At 61.1% G+C, this 26,476-nt stretch carries 18 protein-coding genes; 8 read left to right on the top strand and 10 right to left on the bottom strand.

Annotation, left to right across the window (positions count from 1 at the left end; genetic code table 11):
• Positions 1-19: 19 nt before the first annotated feature.
• The 5 genes from ACTJKE_RS08055 to ACTJKE_RS08035 form a co-directional block, all read right to left on the bottom strand.
• Positions 20-2,014, bottom strand: a complete 1,995-nt coding sequence (locus tag ACTJKE_RS08055) for a glycosyltransferase (protein ID WP_440691640.1) — start codon at positions 2,012-2,014, stop codon at positions 20-22.
• Positions 2,011-2,994, bottom strand: a complete 984-nt coding sequence (gene galE, locus ACTJKE_RS08050; RefSeq protein ID WP_112995965.1) for a UDP-glucose 4-epimerase GalE — start codon at positions 2,992-2,994, stop codon at positions 2,011-2,013. The genes ACTJKE_RS08055 and galE overlap by 4 nt, the downstream gene beginning before the upstream one ends.
• A gap of 1 nt (position 2,995) precedes the next feature.
• Positions 2,996-4,036 (bottom strand): UDP-glucuronic acid decarboxylase family protein, encoded by a 1,041-nt coding sequence (locus ACTJKE_RS08045; protein ID WP_082641249.1) that lies wholly within the window; start codon positions 4,034-4,036, stop codon positions 2,996-2,998.
• A 564-nt stretch (positions 4,037-4,600) separates the two neighbouring features.
• Positions 4,601-5,401 (bottom strand): helix-turn-helix transcriptional regulator, encoded by an 801-nt coding sequence (locus tag ACTJKE_RS08040; RefSeq protein ID WP_057254501.1) that lies wholly within the window; start codon positions 5,399-5,401, stop codon positions 4,601-4,603.
• 1,175 nt (positions 5,402-6,576) lie between these two features.
• Entirely contained in the window at positions 6,577-7,506 is a 930-nt protein-coding gene (locus ACTJKE_RS08035) for a siderophore ABC transporter substrate-binding protein (protein WP_110880657.1), read from the bottom strand.
• A gap of 252 nt (positions 7,507-7,758) precedes the next feature.
• Between ACTJKE_RS08035 and ACTJKE_RS08030 the strand changes: the two genes are divergently transcribed.
• Genes ACTJKE_RS08030 through ACTJKE_RS08020 form a run of 3 tightly spaced genes read left to right on the top strand, consistent with a single transcriptional unit; the run spans position 7,759 to position 10,416 of the window.
• Positions 7,759-8,703, top strand: a complete 945-nt coding sequence (locus tag ACTJKE_RS08030; RefSeq protein ID WP_112995967.1) for an ABC transporter permease — start codon at positions 7,759-7,761, stop codon at positions 8,701-8,703.
• On the top strand, positions 8,693-9,661 hold the full coding sequence (locus ACTJKE_RS08025; RefSeq protein WP_112995969.1) for an iron chelate uptake ABC transporter family permease subunit: 969 nt from the start codon (positions 8,693-8,695) through the stop codon (positions 9,659-9,661). The genes ACTJKE_RS08030 and ACTJKE_RS08025 overlap by 11 nt, the downstream gene beginning before the upstream one ends.
• Positions 9,658-10,416 (top strand): iron ABC transporter ATP-binding protein, encoded by a 759-nt coding sequence (locus ACTJKE_RS08020; RefSeq protein ID WP_058326893.1) that lies wholly within the window; start codon positions 9,658-9,660, stop codon positions 10,414-10,416. The genes ACTJKE_RS08025 and ACTJKE_RS08020 overlap by 4 nt, the downstream gene beginning before the upstream one ends.
• 80 nt (positions 10,417-10,496) lie before the next feature.
• Here ACTJKE_RS08020 and ACTJKE_RS08015 read toward each other — a convergent pair whose 3' ends face one another.
• Together ACTJKE_RS08015 and ACTJKE_RS08010 are read right to left on the bottom strand one after the other, a co-directional pair.
• Positions 10,497-13,595 carry an efflux RND transporter permease subunit gene (locus ACTJKE_RS08015; protein WP_113132238.1) on the bottom strand — a complete coding sequence of 1,033 codons (3,099 nt, stop codon included), beginning with the start codon at positions 13,593-13,595 and terminating at the stop codon, positions 10,497-10,499.
• Positions 13,592-14,755, bottom strand: a complete 1,164-nt coding sequence (locus ACTJKE_RS08010; protein WP_162728103.1) for an efflux RND transporter periplasmic adaptor subunit — start codon at positions 14,753-14,755, stop codon at positions 13,592-13,594. Before ACTJKE_RS08010 ends, ACTJKE_RS08015 begins: the two co-directional genes overlap by 4 nt.
• Positions 14,756-15,032: 277 nt before the next feature.
• On the opposite strand from ACTJKE_RS08010, the gene ACTJKE_RS08005 reads away from it, so the two are divergent.
• Entirely contained in the window at positions 15,033-15,632 is a 600-nt protein-coding gene (locus tag ACTJKE_RS08005; RefSeq protein ID WP_112995973.1) for a TetR/AcrR family transcriptional regulator, read from the top strand.
• A gap of 101 nt (positions 15,633-15,733) precedes the next feature.
• Here the strand turns inward: ACTJKE_RS08005 and ACTJKE_RS08000 are convergent, their stop codons facing one another.
• Positions 15,734-16,777 (bottom strand): class I SAM-dependent methyltransferase, encoded by a 1,044-nt coding sequence (locus ACTJKE_RS08000; protein WP_057254494.1) that lies wholly within the window; start codon positions 16,775-16,777, stop codon positions 15,734-15,736.
• Positions 16,778-17,089: 312 nt separating this feature from the next.
• Here ACTJKE_RS08000 and ACTJKE_RS07995 point away from each other — a divergent pair, with 312 nt between their 5' ends.
• Positions 17,090-19,087, top strand: a complete 1,998-nt coding sequence (locus ACTJKE_RS07995; protein WP_440691635.1) for a putative bifunctional diguanylate cyclase/phosphodiesterase — start codon at positions 17,090-17,092, stop codon at positions 19,085-19,087.
• Positions 19,088-19,264: 177 nt separating this feature from the next.
• A complete protein-coding gene (locus ACTJKE_RS07990; protein WP_112995976.1) occupies positions 19,265-21,031 on the top strand; it encodes a hypothetical protein in 1,767 nt (588 codons plus the stop codon).
• An 11-nt stretch (positions 21,032-21,042) separates the two neighbouring features.
• On the opposite strand, the gene ACTJKE_RS07985 is transcribed toward ACTJKE_RS07990, so the two are convergent.
• Positions 21,043-22,179: an AI-2E family transporter gene (locus ACTJKE_RS07985; protein WP_112995985.1), complete on the bottom strand. Its 1,137-nt coding sequence runs from the start codon at positions 22,177-22,179 to the stop codon at positions 21,043-21,045.
• A gap of 356 nt (positions 22,180-22,535) precedes the next feature.
• On the opposite strand from ACTJKE_RS07985, the gene ACTJKE_RS07980 reads away from it, so the two are divergent.
• Entirely contained in the window at positions 22,536-23,909 is a 1,374-nt protein-coding gene (locus tag ACTJKE_RS07980; protein WP_440691633.1) for a DUF3300 domain-containing protein, read from the top strand.
• Between the two features lie 21 nt (positions 23,910-23,930).
• Positions 23,931-24,911, top strand: a complete 981-nt coding sequence (locus ACTJKE_RS07975) for a DUF2950 domain-containing protein (protein WP_112995979.1) — start codon at positions 23,931-23,933, stop codon at positions 24,909-24,911.
• A 109-nt stretch (positions 24,912-25,020) separates the two neighbouring features.
• Here ACTJKE_RS07975 and ACTJKE_RS07970 read toward each other — a convergent pair whose 3' ends face one another.
• Entirely contained in the window at positions 25,021-26,115 is a 1,095-nt protein-coding gene (locus ACTJKE_RS07970; protein WP_218373495.1) for a sensor histidine kinase, read from the bottom strand.
• Positions 26,116-26,476 lie beyond the last annotated feature (361 nt).

The following is a 26,476-nucleotide window of genomic DNA, read 5'->3' as shown; positions in this document are numbered from 1 at the left end:
ACTCGACTGTTCGCCGCCGTCATGACGGCACGTAGTATCGGCCGACCTTCTTTGTCGTCCTGGTTTCCCGGTACTTCGTTTCACTGACACTCCTTCTTCCGGCATTGTTAGAGGTGGCCCGTGATACGGCAGGTTCGATCCGCGCCCCGCTCTCGGGCGGCTGAGAAAAGCCTTTCCATTGCAAATGGAAGCGAACGATCCTGAGTTTCGTACCGTGTCCGGCGCCGGCGACCGTGTATTTCGCCTCGGTGAAGGTCACGAAACCCAAGCCATGCGACAGGGCCTCCGTTGCCTCGGCGCCGTGACGCACCGCCGATTGGGCCGACAGCACCGAAACCAGCACCAGAGAGCCGGCCGTCATTGCGGTCATCGTCGAACGCGGCATAAGCGGCAGCCCGTTCTCGCGGGCGTGTCGAACGTGGATCACCACCACGAGCCCGGCATAGACGAGGGCGTTGATCTCGGCGAAGACGTAGAAGCCGCGTGCCGTTCCGGCATCGGAAATCAGCCAGACGGCGAGCGCCGACATCAGGGAAAGCACGAGATAGGGCATCAATATCCGAAGCGGCAGGGGAGCCGCGGCACCGCCGCCTTTCGGCGTAATGCGAAAATCGACGAACGAGCCGGTCAGGTGATCGCGCACCGCCGCCAGACAGCCGAGCAGCGACCAGGGCCACCGCGCGAACAGGAACAGGACCGTCTCCCAACTCAACACCCGCGCGTCGTGCGGCCGGAACGTACCGGTCGAACGCCAGAAATAGGCGAGCACGACCAGAACCACTGACAAAGGCACGAAATGCAGCAGAAAATCGGGATAGTCGACGTCAACGAAGGCCCGCCCCATCAACAGCGCCACGATCGGCATCAGGAACATCAGCGCCATGAAGCACGAAAACAGCGGGTACCAGAGTTGCGAAAACAGGAACTGGAACTGCAGCCGCGGCCGCAGCTTCGGCACATACAAAGGCGAATATTTCAGCAGGATCGCGACGAGGCTGCGAGACCACTGGAACTCCTGAACCACGAGATCGGCAAAGTTCGCCGGCCCGTCGCCATGGGCTATGGCGTTGAGGGCATGCACGCCGCGCCAGCCATGGGCATTCATCATCAGCGTGGTCGAATGATCTTCGGCGAGTTCCGGCCCCAATCCGCCGATCTGCTTCAGGGCCTTTGTCCGCACGGCGTAGTGGGAACCGATGCATAGGGGCGCCCAGCCATTGTTGTAGCCGACCTGAAGGGAGCCATGCAGGCTCGCCTCCGCGTAAAGCCGCCCGCGAGCCGACCAGCTTGCCGCGGCATTCGCGTCGCATATGCTCGGCGCCGAGACATAGCCGACCGACGGGTCGTTGAAGGGATGCAGCACCTCCACGAGATAGGTGGCTTCGGGCACGTGATCGGCGTCGAATTGCGCCACGAAATCGTAGCGGTCATAGCCGTGGTGATCGTAGAAATAGGCAAGGTTTCCTTCCTTGCAGCGCGTGCGGCGCGGCCAGGCGGCGCGATGATATTCGGCAAAACCCTTTCGCGTGGAGATGAAAACCCCGTGGGCCGCACACCAGGAAACCGTTTCCGGCGACGGGTCTTCGTCTGCCAGCCACACATCGAAGTCGCAGCCGGTCTGGTCCAGCATCGCCTGCAACGTCTTGCGTACAACGGCAAACGGCTCGGACGGCGCCTTGGTGACGACCATCGCGATCCGCCCCTGGGGCACCGGCCCCGTGCTCACCGTGGCCACCTTCGCGCCGGAAAAGATCGTGATGAAGTAGACCGGCAGCAGGGTGATCCACCCGACGACGACGGTGATAAGGACGTAGGACGGCCAGTCCAGAACATGGGCCGGATCGAGCCACCACCACCAGAAATACGTGAAGGCCGCGAACCACGCGGTAACCCCCAACATGTTCAGTATCTGCAAGCGCCCGGAAAACAGCGTCGTCAGACGCGGCCTGACGGGCCCCGCACGCGCGAGATCGGCATAGCGCCGAAATCCATCGACTGTGGCTGCCCAGCTCATCGCCACACCTCCAGCCCGAAACCCGGCGCCGCCGTGCGGATGATGGTTTCGATATCCGAGAAGGCCGGCCGGAAGCCCAGTTGCTGCCGCGCCCGGCTGGTGTCGGCATAGAGCACGGGCGGATCGCCCGGGCGACGCGGCAACATCTGCACGGGAACCTGCCGCCCGGTAACGCGATCGATCGCTTCGAGAACCTCCCGGATCGAGGTTCCATGTCCGGAGCCGAGATTGGCGCGCAGTACCTCGCCGCCGTCATTCAGATAGTTGACGGCCGCGACATGGGCGTCGGCAAGGTCGGTCACGTGAATGTAGTCGCGAATGCAGGTTCCATCCGGCGTCGCATAGTCGTCGCCGAAGATGTCGAGCCGTTCGATCCCGCCGGCCGCCGCCATCAGGGCACGCGGTATGAGATGCGTCTCGGGATCGTGCCGTTCCGTGAGCTGTCCTTCCGGATCGGCGCCTGCGGCGTTGAAGTAGCGCAGCGCGACGGAGCGGAAATCATAGGCGCGCGCATAGTCGCCAAGCATCAGCTCGATCATCAGCTTCGTGCGCCCATAGGGGTTGATCGGAAACTGTTCCGTATCCTCGGTGATCGGAAGCCGCTGCGGCACGCCATAGGTGGCGCAGGAACTGGAAAACACGATGCGTGCCAGCCCGGTCGCGCGGCAGGCTTCGAGCAGCGCGATGCTGCCTGCGACGTTGTTGCGGTAGTATTTTCCCGGGTCTTCGACGGATTCCCCGACATAGGCGGAAGCCGCAAAGTGGATCACGCATTCAGGCAGGAACGTCCGGACGGCCGTTGCCAGCCGTTCCGTATCCTCGAGATCGCCTTCAACGAGGGGACCCCAGCGTACGTTGGCCCTATGTCCCGTCGACAGGTTGTCATAGACGACGGGGACGAAACCCTGCTGGGCAAGGCGTTTGCAGGTGTGGCTTCCTATGAAGCCGGCACCGCCGGTGACGAGTACGACGCGGGACATCTCATACCGCCTGTCCCGCCGTTGCGCGATCGGCCGCGCTGAGGCGCTCCTCGAAGTAGGCGATAGTGCGCTCAAGCCCGTCGCGCAGGATGACCTTCGGCTCCCAGGCGAGTTCGGTCAGCGCCTGCGAGATATCGGGACGGCGCTGGCGAGGATCGTCGACGGCCGCCGCCTGGTGAACGATGCGCGAGCGCGACCCGGTCAGAGACCGCACCATCTGCGCAAGTTCGAGAACGGTGAACTCCCCAGGATTGCCAAGGTTGATCGGGCCGATGCAGTCATCCGCCGAGACCGAAAGCCGGAGAAAGCCGTCGATCAGGTCGTTGACATAGCAGAAGGACCGGGTCTGCTGCCCGTCGCCATAGATGGTCAGGTCCTTGCCGAGCAGGGCCTGAACGACGAAATTGGAGATCACCCGGCCATCGTCCGGACGCATGCGCGGACCGTAGGTATTGAAGATGCGCGCGACCTTGATCTTGACCCGATGGGATCGGTGGTAGTCGAAGAACAGGGTTTCGGCCGACCGTTTTCCTTCATCGTAGCAGGCACGCGGGCCGATCGGATTGACATTGCCGAAATAGACCTCGCGTTGCGGGCTGAGGAGCGGATCGCCGTAGACTTCCGAAGTCGAGGACTGGATGACCGTGGCGCCGGTGGCGCGCGCATTTTCGAGTGCATGCAGCGCGCCAAGGACGTTCGTCATGAGAGTGCCAACCGGATCGGCCTGATAGTCGGGCGGCGATGCGGGAGAGGCAAAGTTGAAGATGACGTCGGCGTCAATCAGATAGGGTTTGCGAACGTCATGATCGATGATGTGGAAATGCGGGTTCTGCACCAAATGAGAGAGGTTTTCACGCCGTCCGGTTGAAAAATTGTCGAGACAAATAACCGTATGACCTAGAGAAAGAAGTCTTTCGCAAATATGAGAGCCAAGAAACCCGCCTCCACCTGTTACTAGAATTCTCCTTGGTATTCCTGAAATCTTCTTTAGAAATTCCCGTTGCCCGACGACAGACAACGGCCCCGGAACGACCTTTCGCATACACACCTCCAATTATTGTACACACCATTTCTCATGGTGATTGGAGACGGGCTGCCAATGGAAATATAATAAGGAGTTTGTTCTTTATTACAAATTCACGCACAACCCGACAGAACTATAATTCTACAATCCATCCGAAAATCTACTTATCTTCAATTTCAATATTAGTTAATTATCAAATAACCATTAGCGCGTCAACTAAAACAATAAGGATTGATATAATGTAATCTGAAATAGGAATAAAATAATCGGAAACATAATCACGAATAGTTACATTATAATCCAATCAACATAATCATCTAATACCTTGTTAACCATCTTGAAGTCACAGCGGGCTATCGGATCGCTCAAGAAACATTGCCATTCTCAGGGGAGTAGACCGTCATGCGGATGCCGGTCGCGTGTTCCGCCGTGGCGACCACGCTTCGCCACAGACCAGATCACGGGAACGCGGCAAACGGGGCCTCACAGACGATATCCAAACACCAACATCTGCGCTCTCGACCACGTCGAGGCACAGAAATGAAGTGTTTGGCCGACGCTGCCGAGCCTAGTTCTTCGAGCCTAGTTCTTCCAGCGCGACGAAAGCGTGTCGCCACCCCGTTCGGCCGCCGCATCGTTGGTGAAGTAACGCGACGCCGCCTCCGTGCGGTTGCGGACGTTCATCTTCTTGTAGATGTTGCGGACATGAACCTTGACGGTATTTTCCGACAATCCAAGACGATCCGCGATGATCTTGTTTTGCGTTCCCTTGCAGATCAGATCGAGGATCTGAACTTCGCGGGTCGTCAGTCCGTCAGGTCCGGCATCGCGCTTGCGCCGACCTGCGCCTGCGGCCGGACCGGATCCGGACAGCTCTGCCCGCCGGCCATAGAGACTGCTCGCGGCGAAGGGCTCGGGCGAAAGCCGTCGCAGTAAGGCGGCTGGGAAGTGCTCGCCTCCCTTCATCAGTAAATCGATGGCCGCAAGGCAGACGTCCAGGTTCAGGTTCAACGGCAAAACGCCATGGATCAACCGCTCTTCAACGAAGCCGGCAATCGACGGATCGAGCTCGTCGGCATTCTCCACCACCAGACCGATCGAGGTCTTGGGGTGGAACTCGTGGATCGTCCGCAAGATTGCTGGAAAGGACTTGGCCGGCATCCGGTAGAGCATGATCAACGTCACGTCGACGAGACTGCCGTCCAACAGATTGTCCGGATCGGAAAAGCAGACGATGTCGTGCCCCTGAAACCGCGAGCCGACCGCCTGCATCAGGCACTCGGCAAACAGATCGATCTTGGCAAGCATGACAATCTTTTTTTTCTGCGATAAAGCCTTGTTGTTTTCTTCAAAATCACCAACGCTGGAGCTTCCCGGATACATTACGCCCTCCTAGGATTTTTCCATTTGTTTTTATGGGTGCTGCGTTTTTCCCGCTGTGCACCACACTTTCAGAAAATTTATTCGGAACCACTATGCATCACGATATCTTCCCGCCCCGGGAAAATTCGCGATAGCTAATGTAACGTAAAGATCTTCATTACGAAACAACCCAAAAGGATTAGAGGCGCTTCATAAGCGTTCTTAAATCGTTATAAATCGAACCATCTTTGGGTTACACTGCGATCGACCCCCTTATTGGGGGCGTGAAAAACGTCATCAAGATGGCAGTGATCGCCGTTCCGCCGCACACGACGGGCCATCCATTTCCGCGAGGCGCAGCCCTTCCGAGACGAGAAAACGGATTAGCTGCCGAGGTATTCCCGGTATCGCCTACTCATTTCGCGAGGTCGATATACCTAATAATACTTCGTTAGAGCTAGTAAACTTGCGCTTCGGGCGAAGCGGGTCGACCGTTCGCGCGAGGAAGCGGGGCACACAACCGCATGTTTGGTGCCCACAGTCGCGCTGGTGCGCGTGAATCTTGACGCCATAACAACGGCTTGGGACTGCGGATTACGCCACAAACAGCCAATAATTACAAACCACTAACCAGAATTGGTAGCTTCCGCGCGCCCGCGTTTGGAGTCACATTGGCGTTTCGTTCCTGAGTATGAACGAAAACAGCCTGGGTTTCGGAGGATCTTAATCCGCTAATGCCCTTCAACCCAGCGCGTGGCGTAAGCGTAAACCAGAGTAAGCGTAAAGAATACATTGATTGATTGCGGATTTCGTTCCGCTTTGTCATTTAAAAAAAGCATAAAATTCGAAATGTATTTTAATGAAAGCGATATAAATCAAGTTACAATATTGTTTATTCCTCAAAAACGGAGCCAACCCAGAAAAATACCGTAAGATCTAAAGGTATTTGGTGTTGGCTCCCCTTTTAACTTTAACCCCAAAAACGCCGTCTCAGCGTCCTTGAAACGGCTCCTCGCCCGTCAAGCCCTCTTCTCGCTCTCACTCCAGTCGAGAGCTCTTCCCGAAAGGAAGCCGCTGGACGCTTTCAGCATGATCTGCTCCTCCTGTCGGGTCTCCCTGAACAATGAAACGGCCGCGAGAGATATGTTCGCGGCCGTCCGATCACATCGCACTCAGCGAGCGCTGCCGCCCGAGCCCTACTTCTTCTCGAGTGCCTGCGTGAGCTGGTCGACGATATCCTGCTGCGACTTCAGGCCGGAGGCCGTCAGATAGAGCTTGGCGGAGTCGAGGTAGACGACGTGGCCGTCCTTCCAGGCCTTCGTCTGGCGCACCAGTTCGTTGTCGAGCAATGCCGCTGCGGGCTGCGCCTGCTGGCCGATTGCCGCATCGCGGTCGACGACGAAGATCCAATCGGGATTGGTCTCGAGAATGTACTCGTAGGAAACCGCCTGACCGTGGGTCGCTACCTGCAGTTCCGCATCGGCCGGCTTGATGCCGAAGACATCGTGCAACACGCCGAAACGCGATCCCTTGCCATAGGCGCTGATCTTGCCGCCGGTGGTGAGCAGGATCAGCCCGGTGCCCTTCTCAGCCGCAATGCCGCGAAGCTTTTCGATCGAGGCATCGAGCTTTTCGACGCTCGCTTTGATTTCCGCTTCCTTGCCGAAGATCTGGCCGAGAATCTCGGCATTCTTCTTGACGCTGCCGATGAGATCCTTGTCGTCGGAGGTCAGATCGATCGTCGGCGCGATCTTGGCGACATCGGCATATTTCGCCTGCGATCGACCACCGACGATCACCAGGTCCGCCTCTGCGGCATTGATGGCTTCGTAGTCGGGCTCAAACAGCGTGCCGATCTTCGGATAGCTGTCGGCCTTGTATTTTTCGAGCGAAGGCGGGATTGCCGCGCCGGGAACGCCGGCAACGGGAATGCCGAGCATATCCAGCGTCTCCAGCATGCCGAAGTCGTAAACCAGCACCGTCTTCGGGTTTTTCTCCACGTCGGTGACGCCGCTGCTGTGTTCGATCTTCAGCGTCTCGGCCATGGCGGCCGGCGCGCCGGCGACTGCGAATGCCGCCGCAATGACGAGGTTGCGCAGACCATTAGAAATCGAAGATATATTCATGACTATTTTCCTCATCTTTTATCGGTCGTCGTAGCGCGATTTTCCGGCGAGGGCAATGCACAGCTTCCGCTTGCCGAAGATGCCGCAGAAAACTTGACGAAGCCGATCATATATAAGACTAAGGCGAACCGTCCGCGGAGTGCCACTGCGCGGTGGCAAGCTTGAGCCTTCCACGAGGGGCGTCGAGCGCAAACGGGCAAGGGACATGCAAGCAGTGGTCAAAACGAACAACAGGCAGAGCAGGCCCGTAAGATGAAGCCGGCCCTGATTGCCATCCCCGTCATCCTCCTGCTTGCCGCCGTCAGCGTCTTCACCGGCGTCGGCAGCCTTGCCGCAGCCGACGATGGCCGCGGCTGGTTCCTGGTCGTCGAGAGCCGCCTGCCGCGCACGCTTGCGCTGATGCTCGCAGGCGCCGGCCTCGCGGTCTCCGGGATGATCATGCAGATGCTGGCGCGCAACCGCTTCGTCGAACCGTCGACGGCGGGCACCGCCGAGTCCGCCGCGCTCGGAATGCTGCTCGCCGTGCTCATCGCCCCCAACCTGCCGGTCGCCGGCAAGATGGTTTGCGCGGCGCTGACAGCGCTTGCCGGCACAGCCCTGTTCCTGCAGATCCTGCGGCGCATTCCCTTGCGTTCGGCCCTGATGGTGCCGCTCATCGGCCTCATGCTCGGCGGCGTCGTCAACGCCATCACCACCTTCATCGCCTATCGCTACGACCTGATGCAGTCGATGGGCGCCTGGATGTCGGGTGACTTCTCGGTGGTGCTGCGCGGTCGCTACGAGCTGTTGTGGATCGGTCTCGCGCTCACCCTCGTCGCCTATGCGACCGCCGCGCGCTTCACCGTCATCGGCATGGGCGAGGCGATCGCGCGCAATGTCGGCCTCAACTACGACAGGGTCGTAGCGCTCGGGCTCGCCATCGTCTCCATGGTTACGGCAACGGTCGTCGCCACTGTCGGCATGATCCCATTCCTCGGTCTCGTTGTTCCAAACATCGTCAGCCTGATCATGGGCGACAATCTCAGGCGCACGCTGCCCGTGGTCGCCGTCTCCGGCGCCGGCCTGGTGCTCGCCTGCGATATCGTCGGGCGACTCCTGATCGCTCCCTACGAGATCCCCGTGGGAACCGTCATGGGCGTCATCGGCAGCCTGATCTTCCTCCAGCTCCTGCTTTCGAGGCGCTCCCATGCAGGCTGATGCCAAGAGGATCGCTCCCTCCACCATCCTGCTTGCTTCGGCCGCGCTTGCACTCGTGTCGATGGTCGCTTTCATGACCATCGGTGCCAAGGGGAGCTGGTCCTTCCTTCTCTCCTTCCGCGGCACGAAACTGCTCGGCATGGTGCTGGTCGCCTATGCGATCGCCGTCTCGACGGTCCTGTTCCAGACGATCTCCGGCAACCGCATCCTGACGCCATCGATCATCGGCTTCGATGCCATGTATACGTTGCTTCAGACGATCATGGTGTTTTTCCTGGGTGCTGCGGGCGCCGGCAGCGTCGATCCGCGGCTGCAGTTCCTTGTCGAAACGGCGGTGATGGTCGGACTTTCGCTGCTGTTGTTTCGGGCGCTGTTTTCCGGCGCCGGCCGCAGCCTGCATCTTCTGATGCTGGTCGGCGTCATCCTGGGCGGCCTGTTCCGCAGCCTGTCGTCTTTCCTGCAGCGCATCCTCGATCCCAATGAGTTCGTCGTGCTGCAGGACAGGCTGTTTGCAAGCTTCAACAGCATCGATGCCAATCTGCTCGGCATTGCCGCCGTCGCTACCCTGGCCGTGACCTTCGTTCTGTGGCGGCTTTCGCCGACCTTCGACGTGCTCTCGCTTGGCCGAGAAGCGTCGATCGGCCTCGGCGTCGATCATCAGCGCGTCGTCACCCTTCTGCTGGTGCTGATCGCCGTGCTGGTGTCGGTCTCGACTGCGCTCGTCGGGCCGGTGACATTCTTCGGCCTGCTGGTCGCAAGTCTCGCCTGGCAGCTGACGCCGACCGCCAGCCACCGCTACGTGCTGCCGGTCGCCGTTTGCATCGCGATCGCCACGCTCGTCGCCGGCCAGGTCATCCTCGAGCGGCTGTTTTCCTTCAACACGGCGCTCAGCATCGTCATCGAATTCTTCGGTGGCCTTGTCTTCATCTTCCTGCTGGTCCGAGGTTCCGCCCGATGATCGAAATCCAAGAGGTGACGAAATCCTACGGTGGCAATGCGGTGGTCGACCGGGTGTCGCTGACGCTGCCCGCCGGCGGCCTGACCTCGATCATCGGTCCGAACGGCGCCGGCAAGTCGACGCTGCTGTCGATCGTCAGCCGGCTGATGCCGATGGATACGGGCAAGGTGCTGATCGACGGTCTCGACGTCAGCCGCACGGCTGGCGACGTGCTTGCCAGGCGGCTCTCGATCATGCGCCAGGACAACCACATCACCGCCCGCCTCAGCGTGCGCGATCTCGTCGCCTTTGGCCGCTACCCCTATTCCAAGGGGCGGCTGACGGCGGCCGACGCCGAACATATCGAGCGCTCGATCGCCTATCTCGGGCTTGAACCCTATCAAAACCGCTTTCTCGACGAGCTCTCGGGCGGCCAGCGCCAGCGTGCCTTCATTGCCATGGTGCTCTGCCAGGACACCGACTACATGCTGTTCGACGAGCCGCTGAACAATCTCGACATCAAGCATGCAGTCGAAACGATGAAGCTGTTGCGGCGCCTCGCCGACGACTTCGACAAGACCGTGGTCGTCGTCCTGCACGATATCAACTTCGCCTCCGCCTATTCCGACCGCATCGTCGCGATGCAGGCCGGTCGCCTCGCCTTCGAGGGGTCGCCGGAAGACATGATCGTGCCGTCCCGCCTTCAGGCGATCTTCGACGTCGATTGCCGCGTTCACGCTGTCGGCGAAACGCGGCTGGTCAACTATTTCGAATAGGTCGGGAACGCAAAGCGCGCTGCACGAAAATTCCGTGCAACGCGCCTTGATCGATTGAGCCAGCACTTGTGCTCGCCACCCTAGCCGGCGACGCCGCGCGCACCCTCCTTGCCGATCCGCGCAGCATCCGCGGCATGATCCTCGTCCGTCACCGAAGAGAGCCTCTTCAGCCGACGGCCGAGCTTCGTGTTGATGTCGTCCATCACGGTGAACATCACGGGCACGAAGACGAGGCTCAGCATCGTCGAGGTGATCAGGCCTCCGATCACCGCGATTGCCATCGGCGCCCGGAAGGCGGCATCGGCGCCGACGCCGATCGCGGCGGGAACCATGCCGGCCACCATGGCGATGGTCGTCATGATGATCGGTCGCGCGCGGGTGACGCCTGCCGTCAGCAGGGCCGTTCGCCGATCGGCACCCTCGTTGCGGCACTCGATCGCATGGTCGACAAGCAGGATCGAGTTCTTGCAGACGATGCCCATCAGCATGAGGATGCCGATCGTCGACGAGAGATCGAGCGAAGCGCCGAAGAGCAGCATGGCGAGCGCCGCTCCGCCGATCGACAGAGGCAGGGCCACCAGGATGGTAATCGGCTGCAGGAAGTCCTTGAAGAGCAGCACCAGAACCGCCGCGACCATCAGGATGCCGGCCAGCAGTGCAAGCGCGAAGTTGCGGAACATCTCCGACATATATTCGGCTTCGCCGTAGTTGGCCTGCGACACGCCCAGGGGCAGTTCGGTCATGGCCGGTAGCGCCGAGATCGCCTCGAACGCAGTCCCGAGCGTGATGCCGTTGAGATTGGCCTCGACGGCGATCAGACGCTTGCGATCGAGACGTTCAACGCTGCTTTCCTCCGCACCGAAGGAAATATCGGCGACCGAGGTCAGCGGCACCACCGTGCCGGCATTCGTGCCGACCCTCAGATTGCGCAGCGTGTCGACGTCGCCTCTGGCCGCCTGGTCGAGCATGACCCGGATCGGCACCTGGCGGTTGCCGAGATTGAAGCGCGCCGAATTGCTTTCGCTGTCACCCATCGTAGCGATGCGGGCGACGGTGCCGATCGAGGTCACCGAGACACCGAGCCTTGCCGCCTCGTCGAAGCGCGGCTTGACCAGCAGTTCTGGCGAAAGCAGCGGCTCTGTGGACTGGACGTTGACCAAACCCGGAAGCGCGCGCATCTCCCTTTCAAGACGCCGCACCGAAGCCATCAGCGCTTCCGGGTCGTCGCTCGTCAGATAGATCGAGAGATCCTTGGCTCCCTCGACCGACGAGAACGTTGCCTGGATATCGGGCGTTGCCGCCAGCAGCGGACGGAGCGACAGCTCGAAGGACTTGCGATCGAGCCCGCGCTCCTTGCGCGGCTTGAGCTTGATGCGCAGGGAGACCTCGTTGAGGTTTTCCGCCGTCGCCAGAACGCTTTCGACCTCCGGCCGCGCCTTGATCTGGCCGACCAGATCATCGGAAATGCGGGCGGTTTCTGCGAGCCGCGTGCCGGGGGGCAAGGTGATCTTGAGCTGGGAGACGTTGCTGTCGCTCGTCGGCAGGAAGCCGGTCGGCAGCATGGTCAAGAGCCCGATCGAGCCGATGAAGATCAGCGCAACCAGCGACAAAGCCGTCTTGCGATGATCCAGGGTCCAACCGAGCAAGCGTCGATAGCCGTTGGCGATACGCGATGGCTTGCCGGCATGGCCATGGCCGCCCCTCGGCCGCAGCAGGTAAGCCGCCATCAACGGCGTCAGCAGGCGTGCCACCGCCAGCGAGAACAGCACGGCGATCCCGACCGTCAGGCCGAACTGCTTGAAATACTGCCCGACGGCGCCGCCGATGAAGCTGACCGGCGCAAAGACCGCGACGATCGTCAGGGTCGTGGCGACGATGGCAAGACCGATCGCATCGGCCGCGTCGATCGCCGCGATGAACGGGCGTTTGCCCATGCCGACGTGGCGTTCGATATTCTCGATCTCGACGATCGCGTCGTCGACGAGAATGCCGATGACGAGCGTCAGCGCCAGCAGGCTGATGCCGTTGAGCGTGAAGCCGAGCAGGTCCATCACCGCGAAGGTCGGCAGGATGGAGAGCGGCATGGCAAGTGCAGAAATCAGCGTCGCTCGCCAGTTGCGCAGGAAGGCGAAGACGACAACGACCGTCAGGATCGCACCTTCGATCAGCGCGGTGACGGCCGCGTCGTAGCTTTCCTGGGTGTATTCGACGAGCGAGATCAGCTCCGTGAACTCGACGCCGGGCACACGCGCGCGGATCTCCTTCAACCGCGCGGCAACGGCGTCGGCAACGACGGTGTCACTCGATCCCTTGCTGCGCGAAACCGAGAAGCTGACGACCGGCTCGCCGTCGACGCGCGCGAAGTTGCGCGGTTCGGAAGACGTATCCTCGATCGTCGCTATGTCGGAGAGCTGCACCCAGCGGCCACCTGACAGCGGGATCGACAGGCGCGAGAGTTCCTCGACCGAGCCGGCGCTGCCGACCGTGCGGATCGACTGTTCGCGGCCGCCGATCTCGCCGCGTCCGCTCGGGATATTGGTGTTGATCTCGCGCAGCGCCGTATTCACCTGGTCGGCCGTCACGCCAACCGCCAGCAGGCGCTCGGGATCGAGCGACACCCTGACCTCGCGATTGACGCCGCCGAGCCGCTGCACCTTCTGCACGCCGGGCAGCGTCAGCAGTTCGCTGTTGATCGTATCGTCCACGAACCAGGAGAGCTCCACGGGCGACATGTCGGGCGCGCGCACGGCGTAATAGACGATGGCGCTGCCATCCACATCGAGGCGCGAGACGATGGGTTCCTGGATAGACTGCGGCAGGTCGGAGCGGATCTGCGCCACGGCCTCGCGCACGTCATTGGCGGCACGATCGGGATCGGTGCCGATCTTGAATTCGACCGTGGTCGTCGACACGCCATTGGTGATGGTCGAGCGCATATGGCTGACCCCGACAAGGCCGGCGGCCACACCTTCGACACGGCGCGTGACCTGCGTTTCCATTTCGGCCGGCTGGGCGCTCGGCTGCGTGATCGTCACCGTCACGACCGGGAACGACACACTCGGATTGGCGTTGACCGGCAGCCGCAGGAACGAGGCGATGCCCATCAATGTGAGGACGACGAAGAGAACGATCGTCGGAACGGGCTTTCGGATCGCCCAGGCAGAGATGTTGCTGGTCATTGCGGCTTGCCCGTCTGGGTCGGCTGGACATCTCTCGCCAGAACCGCTTCACCTTCGCGCAGCGACACCCCGGCCTTGAGAACAACCCGGTCACCGGCTGCAAGCCCGGAGACGATCTCGACCTTGCCACCCTGGCGCATGCCCGGCTGAACCGTCTTGCGCGCCACTTTGCCCGCATCGACGACGAAGACCGAAACCGTGCCGTCGGGAGCCCCGTAAAGCAACGCGGAATCGTCGACCATGATCGCCTTGCGCTCGGCCACCACGATCTCCGCCCGGCCGAAGGTGCCGGCAAAGGGCGGCTTGCTGGTATTCAGCGTGACCTGAGCAGTTCCGAGCCGGGTTTCGCGGTCGATCTTCGGATTGATCACGCGCACTTTGCCCTCGATCCAGTCACTGCGGCCGGAGAGCTTGACCTTGACGACCTGGCCGACGGCAAGTAGCGGCAGTTCCGTTTCCGGAACTTCGGCCGCAAACTCGATCTCGCCCTCGCGGATCAGCTTGACCAGCGGGTCAGAGCCCGCAAGCGCACCGGCACGGGCGAGCCGCTCGGAGACGATGCCTGCGGCGGGAGCCACGATCACGGCGCGTTCGAGTTTACGGCGTGCCTCGGCCTCGAGTGCTTCCGCCTGTTCGTAGTCGGCCCGTGCGACCTTCACCGCCTGTTCGGCGATCGCAAGCGCAGAGACACGCTCCTCGAGAATGGTTTCGGCCTGAAGGTGGCGCAATTGCCGGGCCCGGGCGAGCTTCCTCTGCTCCTGCGTGACCGTTTCCGCCTCCCGCGCCATCGTGGCACCCGCACGGGCCACCCGGCCCTCCGCCTCGCGCAGAAGGTTTTCCAGCATGTCGGTCTCGAGCCGGGCAATCACCTGCCCGGCCGCAACCCGGTCGCCGATCTCGACTTCGACTTTGGCGATACGCTGATCGGTCAAGGTCGTGCCGACCGCAATCTCCTCGCGAGCGACGAAGATGCCGGCGAAGGACCGGGTCCACTCCTGCGGGCGGCTGTCGGCCACGAGTGTCGACACCGTACGGCTGATAGCCGCGCTATCGACAGGAACGGACGCGGCCGCCTCCCCGGAGGCGTGCGCCACACCACCCGTCATAGCGAGAGCAATGAGCGCAGCAAGCATGACCTTCAACTCAACTGTACGTCTCATTTCATTGGCTTTCCATTGGTGAGGCCAGTCGGATCGCAAACACGGGCGCTGCAAGCTGCCGGCCTCGAGATCGGGCAATCTGCATCGAATAATTATTAGATTAGTCAATCTAATAAATTGATCCATCAAACGCGGCGATTGTATGGCAGATTACATACTATCATTGCGGGAAGATGGCGGAGTTCCTGTCGGCAGGCGACCTTGACACCGGCGCACCACCCCACGAAATTAGAGTGCTCGCTCTAATAATGAGATTGCCCTGCAAGGAGAATTGGCGATGCGCAAGGTCGACCCCGAGAAACACGCCGCCAAACGTCGACTGATCCTCGATGCAGCAATCACCTGTTTTGCGCGCAAGGGCTTCCACGGCACGTCGACTGCCGAAATCTGTGCCGAGGCAGGCATGAGCCCGGGCAATCTCTTCCATTATTTTCCGACCAAGCACACCATTATCGCGGCGATCGTGGAGGAGGAACGTCAAGAAACGGCGGAGATCTTCCGAAAATTGGGTGAAGCCGAAGACCTCTTTGCCGCTCTGCTCGGTTTCATGGACACCGTTCTCGAGCTTGCGGGCGACCCGACCTATTCGAGCCTCGCGCTCGAAATCGCCGCCGAAGCGATGCGTGACGAACGGATCGGTACGCTCGCCGCCGCCAATGACGCAGAGCTTCACGGAGCCCTTGCGGCGCTGCTTCGGGGTGCGGCTAGCCGAAATCAGATCGATCGAACCGTGGATGCGGACGGTGCTGCCCGATGGATTGCCGCAATCATCGACGGCATCTTCAGCCGGGTCGCTATCGACCCCGGCTTCAAGCCGAAGCACGAAGGCACGATGCTGCGGCTTCTCCTGACCCGGTTTCTGCGCCCGCAGGGCTGACGCCTTCGAACGGAATGACCGCAGCGAGCATTCTCTCGCCGCGGTCGTTGATTTCAGGCCCACCGGCTTTCGCCGGAGGTTCCCTCAAGACGGAAGCAATATCAGGAATGCTTCTGGATGATGCCGTAGACGATGTTCCGGTTGGCACCGAACTGGACGCGCGCATCGACGGCAGCTTTGCCCGCGCTCTTGTGGATGATGTTCCACATGTCCGCCTCCGAACGCAGCAGCAGTGCCCAGTTCATGAAGGTCTCCATGTAACCGTCGACGCCGATATCCTGGGCGAAGTTGGCAAACAGGAAGACACCGTTCGGCTTCAGCATCTGCAGGCAGCGATGGGTCAGCTTGATGGCCACCTTGTCGGCAAGGTAGTCATAGAGGCCGGCAGCATAGATGAAGTCGAACTTGCCGAGCTTCTGATCGCGGCCAAGCAGGCTGCGGACGGAGCCATCAACGCCTTCGATGCAGGTTCCGGCGAAGTCGCGGCTGATCGAACCGACGCTGAGCGGGTCCTGGTCGAGCGCCACCCACCGCTTGATCCGACGCTCCTCGAGCGCCACCGAGCGATTGGCCTCGCGCAAGTGGCCGGCTGCAATCGTCAGAATTTCCGCCTGCGAACCGCGGCTGGCCGCGATCTCGTCGACGTGACGGGTCAGGAGGTCGCGACGCTCGCGCACCGCAACCGAGGAGGACGCGTCCTTGGTGTAGTCATAGAGCGCTCGCCCGGTGGGCGATGCCCGCTCGATCTCCTTGGCAACGCTCGCATGACCATAGATGAAGTCAAGCAACTGCGCGTCGCCCGAGTAGCCCCTGGGCTTTTCGGAGGACCATCGGGTGAACGGGTCCTGGAGGAAATATTCCGACACCGGGTGTGCCTGGGCGATCGGTATCAGTTCCTGCCAGACGTTCGGGTGGAACTTGGCCCGAGTTTCATGAAGAGCGGCTGCAAGCCGGTCGATAATCTTCGCCGGGTCCGTTCCCTGCAGGAACTGCTCCTGGGCAATCCTGAGAATCACTGCGAGCTCGGCCCTGCCGACCGTGAGCTGTTCGTCGTGCCGCTCGCCCCTGGGCGAAACGAACTCATCAGCCATCGCCTTGGGAGTAATCAGGCTTTGACCATCGAAAACCGTCTGAAATTGGCGCACGCGAGACCATCCGTTAATGCTTTGTTAACAATGGTCGCGAAGATGCGCGCATTACGGCTCGGTTTGCAAGTTTTTGTATATAATAAGGTAAATACTCGTGCTTCCTCCCTTTGGGTTACGCCTAATCCTAGGCGTTCCGGCCCTTTAATTTAACAAAACTTAATGGACACCTCCTATCATCCCACCCGCACCACTCGTCCCTGTTGCAGGCGTAAAGTGGGGGGCAAGCATGGAGTGTCCGAAACAACGTCCATTGATGGAAAAGCGACGACAGATTTCCGTTGACCGTGACGCAGCGCGATGGATCAGTGCATGAAGCACACGTTGGCCGACGTAGTTGACATCGACCTACATAAGCAGCCGCACAGGCCGCATTTGGCTGAGCTTCAGACACTCTATCGAATGGAGGGCGAGGCTGGCCGGCGTGCGGCGACGAGGCAGGGCCTCTGGGTCGCGGTTGCCGTCTATCTGTCGTTTTTCGCGATCGACATTCTGCTGGTCCCTGATGTCGCCTTCAATACGATCTTCGCGCGCCTCGTCGTCGGCATCGGCGCGCTTTTGACCTTCGAGATCCTGTATCGCATCAAGGCCCGAACCAAGTGGCTCGACGGCACCTGCGCCGCTGCACTGGTCTTCGGCTACATCGGCTGGCTCGTGCCTGCGATGATGACGGCCGACGTTGGCAGCATGTCCTACTACATGATCTTCGGCGCGATCTTCATGATGGGCGCCAATCTCTTCTTCAGTTTCCGCTTTCGCCTCTCGGTCGTCGCCTCCGGGATCGTGTTGACGACGTTCTTCATCGCTCTCTCGTTATTCTCCGAGCAAGATCCTGCCTATCTGATCGCCTTCGGGACCTTTTACGTCTCCTGCTTCATCTTCACCTCCTATGTAAACTGGAAGCTCAACCGCGAGCGCTACAAGGTGTTCCTCAACGCCTTCGAGGCGAAGATCCAGCAGAACGAGGCCTCGGAACGAGGCATGGCGCTCCTGCGGCTATCCAACACCGATCCCCTGACCGGTCTGGACAACCGCCGCGCCATCGACCAGCAGCTGCGCGACTATTGGAACGATTGGCAGAAGCTCGGAAAGAGCTTTGCCGCCATGCTGATCGACGTTGATTTCTTCAAGAAATACAATGACTGCTACGGCCATCAGGAGGGCGACCGCTGCCTCGTTCTGGTGGCCAATGCGCTCGGCGAGGCGATCAAGGACTATAACGGCTCCATCGGTCGCTACGGCGGCGAGGAGTTCATCGTTCTTGCCCGCCTGGACACTCTGGAGCAGGCAGCCGAGCTGGCCGAGGTGATCTGCCGTACCGTCGAGAACATGCGGCTGGTGCATGAGCAGCGCCGCGATGGCGTCTCCATCGTCACCGTCAGCGTCGGTGCTGCTTTCACGCGCAATCAGACCGGCGCCAAGCTCGAGAAGATCATCCACGAAGCCGACCGTGCGCTCTATGCCGCCAAGGCGAGCGGCCGAAACTGCGCGAAGCTGTTCGACCCGAACGACCCGCAAAGCAGCGACGAAAGCGAGAACATTGCCGCGCTTCTGAAGATCGCGGTCGATCAGAACCTGGTATCGCTCGTCTACCAGCCGATCAGGAACGTGATGACCGGTGAGGTCGAGGCCGTCGAGGCCCTGATGCGGCTGACGATGCTGGACGGCACGTCGGTTCCGCCGAGCCTTTTCATTCCGGTTGCCGAGCGAACCGGCGCCATTCTCGACCTCGGCCGCTGGGCGATCAAGACCGTCTGCCGCGAACTTCTCGTCGATAACCATATCCCGCTCGTCAGCGTCAACGTCTCGCCGATCCAGCTGAAGACCCCGGGCTTTGCAACCTCGGTCGCCGCGATCCTCGGAGAGACCGGCGTGGCCGGCAGCCGTCTTGCCTTCGAGATCACCGAAGGGCTCGAAATGGAGATGCATTCGGGCATCCTGCGCTGCATCAGCGACCTCGAAACGCTGGGCATCAGGATATGGCTGGATGACTTCGGCACGGGCTTTGCCGGCCTCTCCTGGCTGCGCCTGATCGAATTCGATACCGTGAAGATCGATCGGTCGTTCCTGCACGATTGCAATACCCCCAAGGGGCGCGCCATGCTGCAGGACATCATCGGACTGGTGCGAAACCGCGGCCACAAGATCCTGATCGAAGGCGTAGAGACCGACGAGCAACTGGCGCTGATGCGGCGCTTCCGGATCGACCAGGTCCAGGGCTTCCACGTCGGCCGCCCTGCGCCGGCAGAGACTTTCCGTACGCCACCGGACAAGCCGCGCATGCCGCTGCGAAACGGCGCCCGATCCTAGCCGGGCCCACGCTCGATCCGGAAGCGCATAGTGCGCGCTTCGGAGCCGGCTTCAGCCAAAACACAACCTTAACATAGCCCGCGAATACATGTTGCGCTTCGACCGGGTGGAGACGTAGTATACCGGAGCTTACAGTGCCGCCGGATACAATCTCACATTGTGACCATGGGAGCGTGCATGACCATGGAAAGTCGGCAGGACAGCCGGGTCAAGTCGGCAGTTGCCCCACCCACCGACGCGGAAATTCTGGCACAACTCGATCGAATTCGCCGCAGCGCCGAGTTCGATGCGCCGGAGCGTGATCGCAAATTCCTGACCTATGTCATCGAGGAAACGATTGCGGGCCGAGGAGATCGCATAAAGGCCTATTCGATTGCAACCGAGGTCTTCGGCCGGGATTCCTCTTTCGACCCGCAGACGGATCCGGCGGTGCGGATCGAAGCGGGCCGCATTCGCCGGGCGCTCGAACGCTACTACCTCGTTGCCGGACGGACCGATCCGATCGTCATCAGCATCCCCAAGGGCGCTTACGTGCCAACTTTCGAACGGCGCATCGATGCGTGGCTCCCGTCGCACACGGAAGCCAAGGAAAGTGCCGCACAAAAACCAGCCACTCTACACACCCGGCGAGGAGCCTGGCTCACGGCGGCAGCCATGGTCTGCGTCGGTGGTGGCCTGACAGCCGGGGCGCTCCTCCTTCACGAGGATGACAAATCGATCGTTCGCCTGCAGCCGACGATCCCGAAGCTCGTCGTCACACCATTTGAAGACCTGTCAGGAACCTCCCAATCGGCGATGATGGCCCGCGGGCTCACTGACGAGGTCGTCGGCAACATCGCCAAGTTCAAGGAGATCACCGTCACCACCCGTGAAGGGCCCGATGCCTCGCCGCAGGGTGGTCCGGTCTTTGCCCTGGAGGGTCGGGTCCGGTTCGACGGCGAAAGACTGCGGCTCGTGGCGAGACTCATCCAGCGGTCCGATGGATCGGTGGTATGGACGAATGCCTACGACGAGCGTCTGGAAACCGGCAAGACTATCGACCTGCAGGTGAAGGCGGCCGCCGCTGTGGCTGGCGCCGTGGCACAGCCCTATGGTGCCATTTTCCAGGCAAACGCCACGGCGTTCAAACAGTCAGTTCCCGATGACTGGCAAGCTTATGCCTGCACCTTGAGCTATTACGGCCATCGCGGCGACGTCGGTGCGCAAGGCCAAGCCGGGGTGCAGGAATGTCTGCAACAGGCGACGCGACAGGTGCCAACCTACGCGACGGCCTGGGCCTTGCTGTCGATGTCCTATATCGACGCCTTCCAGGATCGTCTCGATCGCTCCTCCTCGGTAACGCTGGAGCGGGCAACCGAAGCGGCAGCCCGTGCTGTGGAACTGGATCCCCAGGACGTGCGCGCCCTTGAGGCGCGAATGCTCGCCCTGTTCTTCCGCGGCGATGTCGATGCTGCCCTGGCCGTCGGCGCGCGCGCACTTGCGATCAATCCCAACGACGCCGAGCTCGCCGGCGAATACGGGTTCCGGCTGGCGCTTTCAGGCCAATGGGATTCCGGCTGCAAGCTGCTATCGGAAAGCGTCGCCCGCAACTTTGGTCCCGCCCGCTATTTCGAAGCAGCGCTTTCGGTCTGCTCCTACTTCGGGGGCGACTATGTCACCGCCGAGCAATGGGCGCGCATGGCCGATCTTCGCACCCATCCGTTCTCCCGCGTCATGCTTCTGGCCACGCTGGGCAAGCTTGGCAAAGATGCACAGGCGCAGGAAGAAAGGACGTGGATCGAAACCAATCTGCCAGGCCTGCTTGAAGGTATCCCCCAGGAGGTCGCTCTGAGGCTGCGCCGTCCGCAGGATCGGCAACAGCTTGTTGATGGCTTGCGCAAGGCGGGCGTGCCGATTCCCGAAACCGAATTCGAACAGGCACGCACCGATAGTTCGATCCACTGACCGACGCGCGCTCAAACCGGCCGCGGCGATTGCGATGCGTCGGATTGGGGTTTTTCCCCCACGGCGCCCCCCTGCATCCAGACCATCAGCAGATCGTGGACCACACTGAGAACGATGGGGCCCAGGAAGAGGCCGATCAGCCCGTAGGAAAGCGTGCCGCCAAGCACCCCGAGCAGTATGACCAGCGTCGGCGTCGAAAGTCCGCGAGCCACCAGGATCGGCTTCATCACGTTGTCGATGACGAAGAGCGGGACCAACAGAATGGTCATAAGCAGCGCTGGACCGAAATCCATCGTCACCCAGGCCCAGATGATCACCGGAAGCAGCACCAGCGCGGGCCCGATCTGGATGATGCAGAGAACAAGCACGACGAATGCGATGGCACCCGGCGCCGGAACATGGAACAGGCCGAGCACCAAGGCACAGAGAAAGGCCTGCAGCAACGCGACGCCGATGACCCCGCGTGCCACGTTGCGGATCGTCGCTGCCGCCAGACGCAGGAAGCCGATGCCCCTGTCACCGCCGATCCTGCCGGAGAAGCGTTGCGCCATCTCCGCCAGCCGTTCGCCGGAGCCGAAAAGAAAGCCGGCCACCAACACGGACACCACGAAGCTCAGCACCTCGGCGCCGATGCTCGCAATTTTGCCGAGCGCCTTACTGCCCGCCTGCACCAGCGAAGGTTCGAGCTTGCTCAGGAGAGCTTCGAAATTATCCGATGCCATGCTCCAGGCGGCATGAACCCGTTCACCGACGATCGGCCACTCGCGAACGTATTCCGGCGGTACCGGCACTCTGAGAGAACCGTCGGCAAGTTTTGCGAGCAGCGCCTGGAGCCCTTCGGCAAAGCTGACCGCAATCGCGGTCAACGGGGCGACGATGACGGCCAGACAGGTCAGCGTGATGAGAAATGAAGCCAATCGCCGCGAGCCGAGAAGGCGGCCAAGTCGGGCATAGGCCGGGTAGAGCGCCACGGCAAGGATGGCCGCCCAGATGAGAATGATGGCGAATGGCGCAATCAGCGTCAGGGACCAATAGGCAAAAAGCCCGACGATGCCGATCCTGGCGATATCGGTGATCTTCGCCTCAATGGACGGGGGACCGGTTGGCCCATCGCGAACCGCGCCCGTTCGGGAAGGATCATCAACCATTCTCGCCCCTAACCCCTTGATGTGGCAAATCAATGCGCCGCTGAGCTTCTCGACGGCCCCGCCTATCGCCGAATCCATATGCCTGGGACCCGCGGCAGCCAGCATATCTCCGCCCGTGCAACAGTCATGCGGATCGTACCCCGGCGATGGCCGGTAGGCAGTAACATACAGTAGCATACGTCATTCAGGCTTCCCCATCGGCTACCCTCCTCTAGAGATACCTGTGACAGACGGCAGTAGAAATATAAGCTGCGACCGCATCAAGCACTGGTTGCAGCAGAAGCGTCGACAGGGGGCTGTCACGCGCGCTTGTCCAAGCGCCCGCGCGCCTCAGCCAACAAAGGGAGGCTGGATAGATGATCCGGAAAACGATCATCGCGCTCGGCAGCGCAGTGACGATACTGGTTTCAACGCCCATCACGGCCGTCATGGCCCAGCAGACTGCGAGTGCGCCAGCCGCTGAGCAGCAGACGGCGCCGGACCCCCTCAGCGACGACGAGCTCGAAGTTCTGGTCGCACGCATCGCGCTCTATCCGGACGAGCTGGTGGCGCTTATTTCCGCTGCCGCGCTCTATCCGCTGCAGATCGTCGAGGCAGAACGGTTTCTGGAGGCTCGCCAGAAGAAACCCGACATGAAGCCAAAGGACGATTGGGACGGTAGCGTCATTTCGCTGCTCAACTATCCCCAGATCGTCAAGATGATGAGCGAAGACCTCGAGTGGACGCAGGCTTTCGGCGACGCGATCGCCAATCAGCAGAAAGATGTGCTGATCGCGATACAGCAATTGCGCGACGAGGCCGTCGCCAAGAACATCATCAAGAGCGACGACAAGGTGAAGGTGGTCCAGGAAGGCGACAACGTCATCATCCAGGCAGCCAACCCCGAAACGATCTACGTTCCGCAGTATCCGCCGGAGATGCTGTACGAGCCGAATTATGCACCGGCGCCGATCGGCTACTATGAAGAACCCTATCCGGCCTATTGGTATCCGGGGGCGGCCTTCTTCGCCGGCGCGGTGACTGGGGCTGCCTTCGCGGCGATCGTCGACTGGGACGATTGGGGCGTCTGGGGCGGCCGCTGGAACGGCGGCGACATGGACATCGACTGCAACAACTGCTTCAACAACATCAACGGCAAGGTGAAGTGGAACGACATCGACTGGAAGAATGTCGATCGCAGCAAGATCAACTTCGACCGCGACCAGCTTCAGCATTTCGACCGCAACAGCATCAAGAACAACATCAAGGCAAACGGCAACAACAACCTGCGCAACCGCGCCGCCGAGATCAACCGCGATCGGCCGAACGCGCGGCCCGGCGGTGGTGGCGGCGGTCAGATCCGGGACGTGCGCAAGAGCACGCTCGATGGGCTGAAGGCCCAGCAGAGGCCGGCAGCGCGGCCCGGTGGTGGCGGGCAGGGGGTTGCGAAAGCGCGGCCCGGCGACGGCAAGCCGAGCCTCAACCGCCCTGGCGGCAAAAAGCCTTCGCAAGTGAACCGTCAGGGCGGCAAGAAGAAGATGGCCGCCAAGGCGCAGAACCGACCGAGAAATCCATCGGGCCTCGGCAACGTCAATCCCGGGCGGCGTGAAATCAACTCGTCACGCCGCGGCGGTCAGAGCATGGGCGGTGGCCACCGCGGCGGCGGGCGGCCACAGATGAGCCGCGGCGGCGGCAGACCGCCAATGCACCGTGGCGGTGGTGGTCGCGGCGGCGGCGGACGCAGACGTTGAACGGATCATAGGAGAACGACCATGGCAAAGCTCTTTCATCCGTTTCTCCTCGGAACGGCGATCGCCCTCACGCTGGCCGCCGTGCCACTCAACGCGTCTTTCTCGCAGACACAGACCCCGGCGGAACAGGCGCCAACGGATCAAATGGCTGCGGGCCTCGATGCCTATGCTGCCGACGAGGATCCGCCGGTCTTCGATGATCCCGCCAAAGCGGTCGACGAATTCAAGGCGAAGCTCGCCGCCAATGACTTCGACGGTCTGGCGAAGCTTCTGGGGCTCAATGCGGAGAAGCTGAAGGCCGGTGAAGGGGCGATGGATACGTTCGCGCTCATTCGTGAAGGTGCCGCCCGCAATGTCGTCGTGCGCGACCTCGAAGGGCGCAAGATCATCCAGCTCGGCGATCGGCTCTGGCCCCTGCCCTTCCCAATCACCAAGGGCGAGGACGGCAAATGGGCTTTCGACACCTATGTCGGGCTCGAGGAGATTGTCAATCGCCGCGTCGGCGAGAACGAACTCGAGGCGATCGATACGGTACAGGCCTATGTCGATGCGCAGAAGGAATACGCCTCGCAGGATCGCGACGCCGATGGCGTGCTCGAATATGCCCAGAAGCTGATCAGTACACCTGGCCAGACGGACGGGCTCTACTGGCCGGCCGATCAGGGCGATGGCGAAAGCCCGGTCGGCGACTCGATCAGCGAGGCAGCACTGGAAAAGGCCAAGGCCGGCCAAGGCTACTTCGGCTACCGCTTCCGCATCGTGACATCGCAAGGCGATAACATTGCCGGCGGCCGATATGACTATGTCATCAACGGCAACATGATCGGCGGTTTCGCCTTGATCGCCTGGCCGGTCAGTTATGCCGAGACCGGCGTCAAGACCTTCGTCGTCAACCAGCAGGGCATCGTTTACGAGCGGGACCTGGGGCCGAGCACCGAACAGATCGTGCCCTTCATCGATCGTTTCGATCCCGACGACAAATGGGACGTGGTCCCCGATTGAGCGCCGATCTCAGTTGACGATCTCCTGTCGGGCCGGATTTCCCCTCCGGCCTGAATGGGCGAACGGATCGACGACATCGTTGCCGAGGTTCTCTGACGGTTTCGGCCACCTACGCGTCAGCTTGTGCAAATCTCAGCGGCATGTGCAGCGAAACGCGATAGCGCGTCGGCCCGACATGACCGGCGGTCAATGATGCACCCTCCGGAAAATGCGTCCTGACCCGATGAGCGACATTGGCAAGGCCAATACCGAGGCCCTCGCCCGCCTTGCCGGAAGCGGACGCGGCAACGCCGTTTTCGACGGACAGATTAAGCGTCCCTCCGACCCGGGCCGCCCGGATGTGAATTTCGACCTCGCCGATTGAGCGGCCGACGCCGTGCTTCACCGCATTCTCGACCAGCGGCTGCAGGATCAGACTTGGAACCATGGCACCCTCGAGTTCGGGAGGGATGTCGATACGGACGACCATTCGATCCGAAAACCGCTCCTTCTCGATATCGAGATACTCTTTCTGCAGAGCCATTTCGTCCGCAAGCCGCAATTCGCGCATCGGATCGAGCTGCAGCGTCGACCGCAGAAACCCCGAGAGCGACATGATCATCCGCTCGGCCCGCTGCGATGCCCCCTCCTCCACCAGGCCGGTGATGGAGTTGAGCGTATTGAAGAGGAAATGCGGGTTTATCTGATATTGCAACGCACGCATCTGCGCCGCCAGCGCCTCTTCGCGCGAGGCAATCAGTTTCAGATCCCGATCGCGGACGTCCATGTGATTGAGTAACGCCACGAAGAGAAACGACCAGCCAAAGAAGATCGACATGCGGTAACAGACCGCATAGCCGTAATCCATGATGTTGAACGGCACGACGACGGGCGACATGATCAGCGTGTAGAGGTAGTAGTCCAGCAGCGACATACCGAGGGAGCTGACCAGGGAAAGCAGCAGGCACACGAAAATTTGCGTGGCATAGCGCTGCCTTCTCATGCGGCTGAGCAGATGCGCAAACAGAATGGCCAGAACGACAAAGACCGCTTCAAGGACAAGCTTGCCAAGGAACGGCTTGAGGGGATTGTCACCGATTGTGAGCCAGATCGGACTACTGATCAGCAACTCGGCGGCTGCATAGATCAAAGCCAGGCGCAGGGTCGTTGCGGGAAATCGACGGCCATCCAGGAAGCTGTCGGTCGGAATGGTGATGTGTTTCATGCAAACTCTATCACGCTGGTTTCAGGTGGCTTTGTTCGGGCGACGTGACCGCCTGGCTGCGCCCGGTTTGCGCTATTTGAAAGGGCAAACAAAGAAATTTAGCAACCAAAAGGTTTACTCACCGTTCTCAACCGCGCCAAGATTGCGTCGGGAGGGGAGACCGATCGGTCGTTGGGGGCGCTGATGTACTGCCGACGATCCGCCTGTCGAACGAGATCCTCGAGGCGACGCGCGGCTGGCTTTCGGCGGGGGATGGCGAAGGGGCCAAGGTCGCCGACGTCGCCTGATATTCGCTGTGCTTCGTGCCCTCGCCCGTTCTCTCCGGGTAGCGCTAGAACGTCAAAAAGCCCGGCGGATTTCT

This window comes from Ensifer sp. 22521 (assembly GCF_052044795.1).
Lineage (GTDB): Bacteria > Pseudomonadota > Alphaproteobacteria > Rhizobiales > Rhizobiaceae > Ensifer.
Note: the sequence above shows the minus strand (reverse complement) of the source record. Positions and strands in the feature narration are given on the sequence as shown.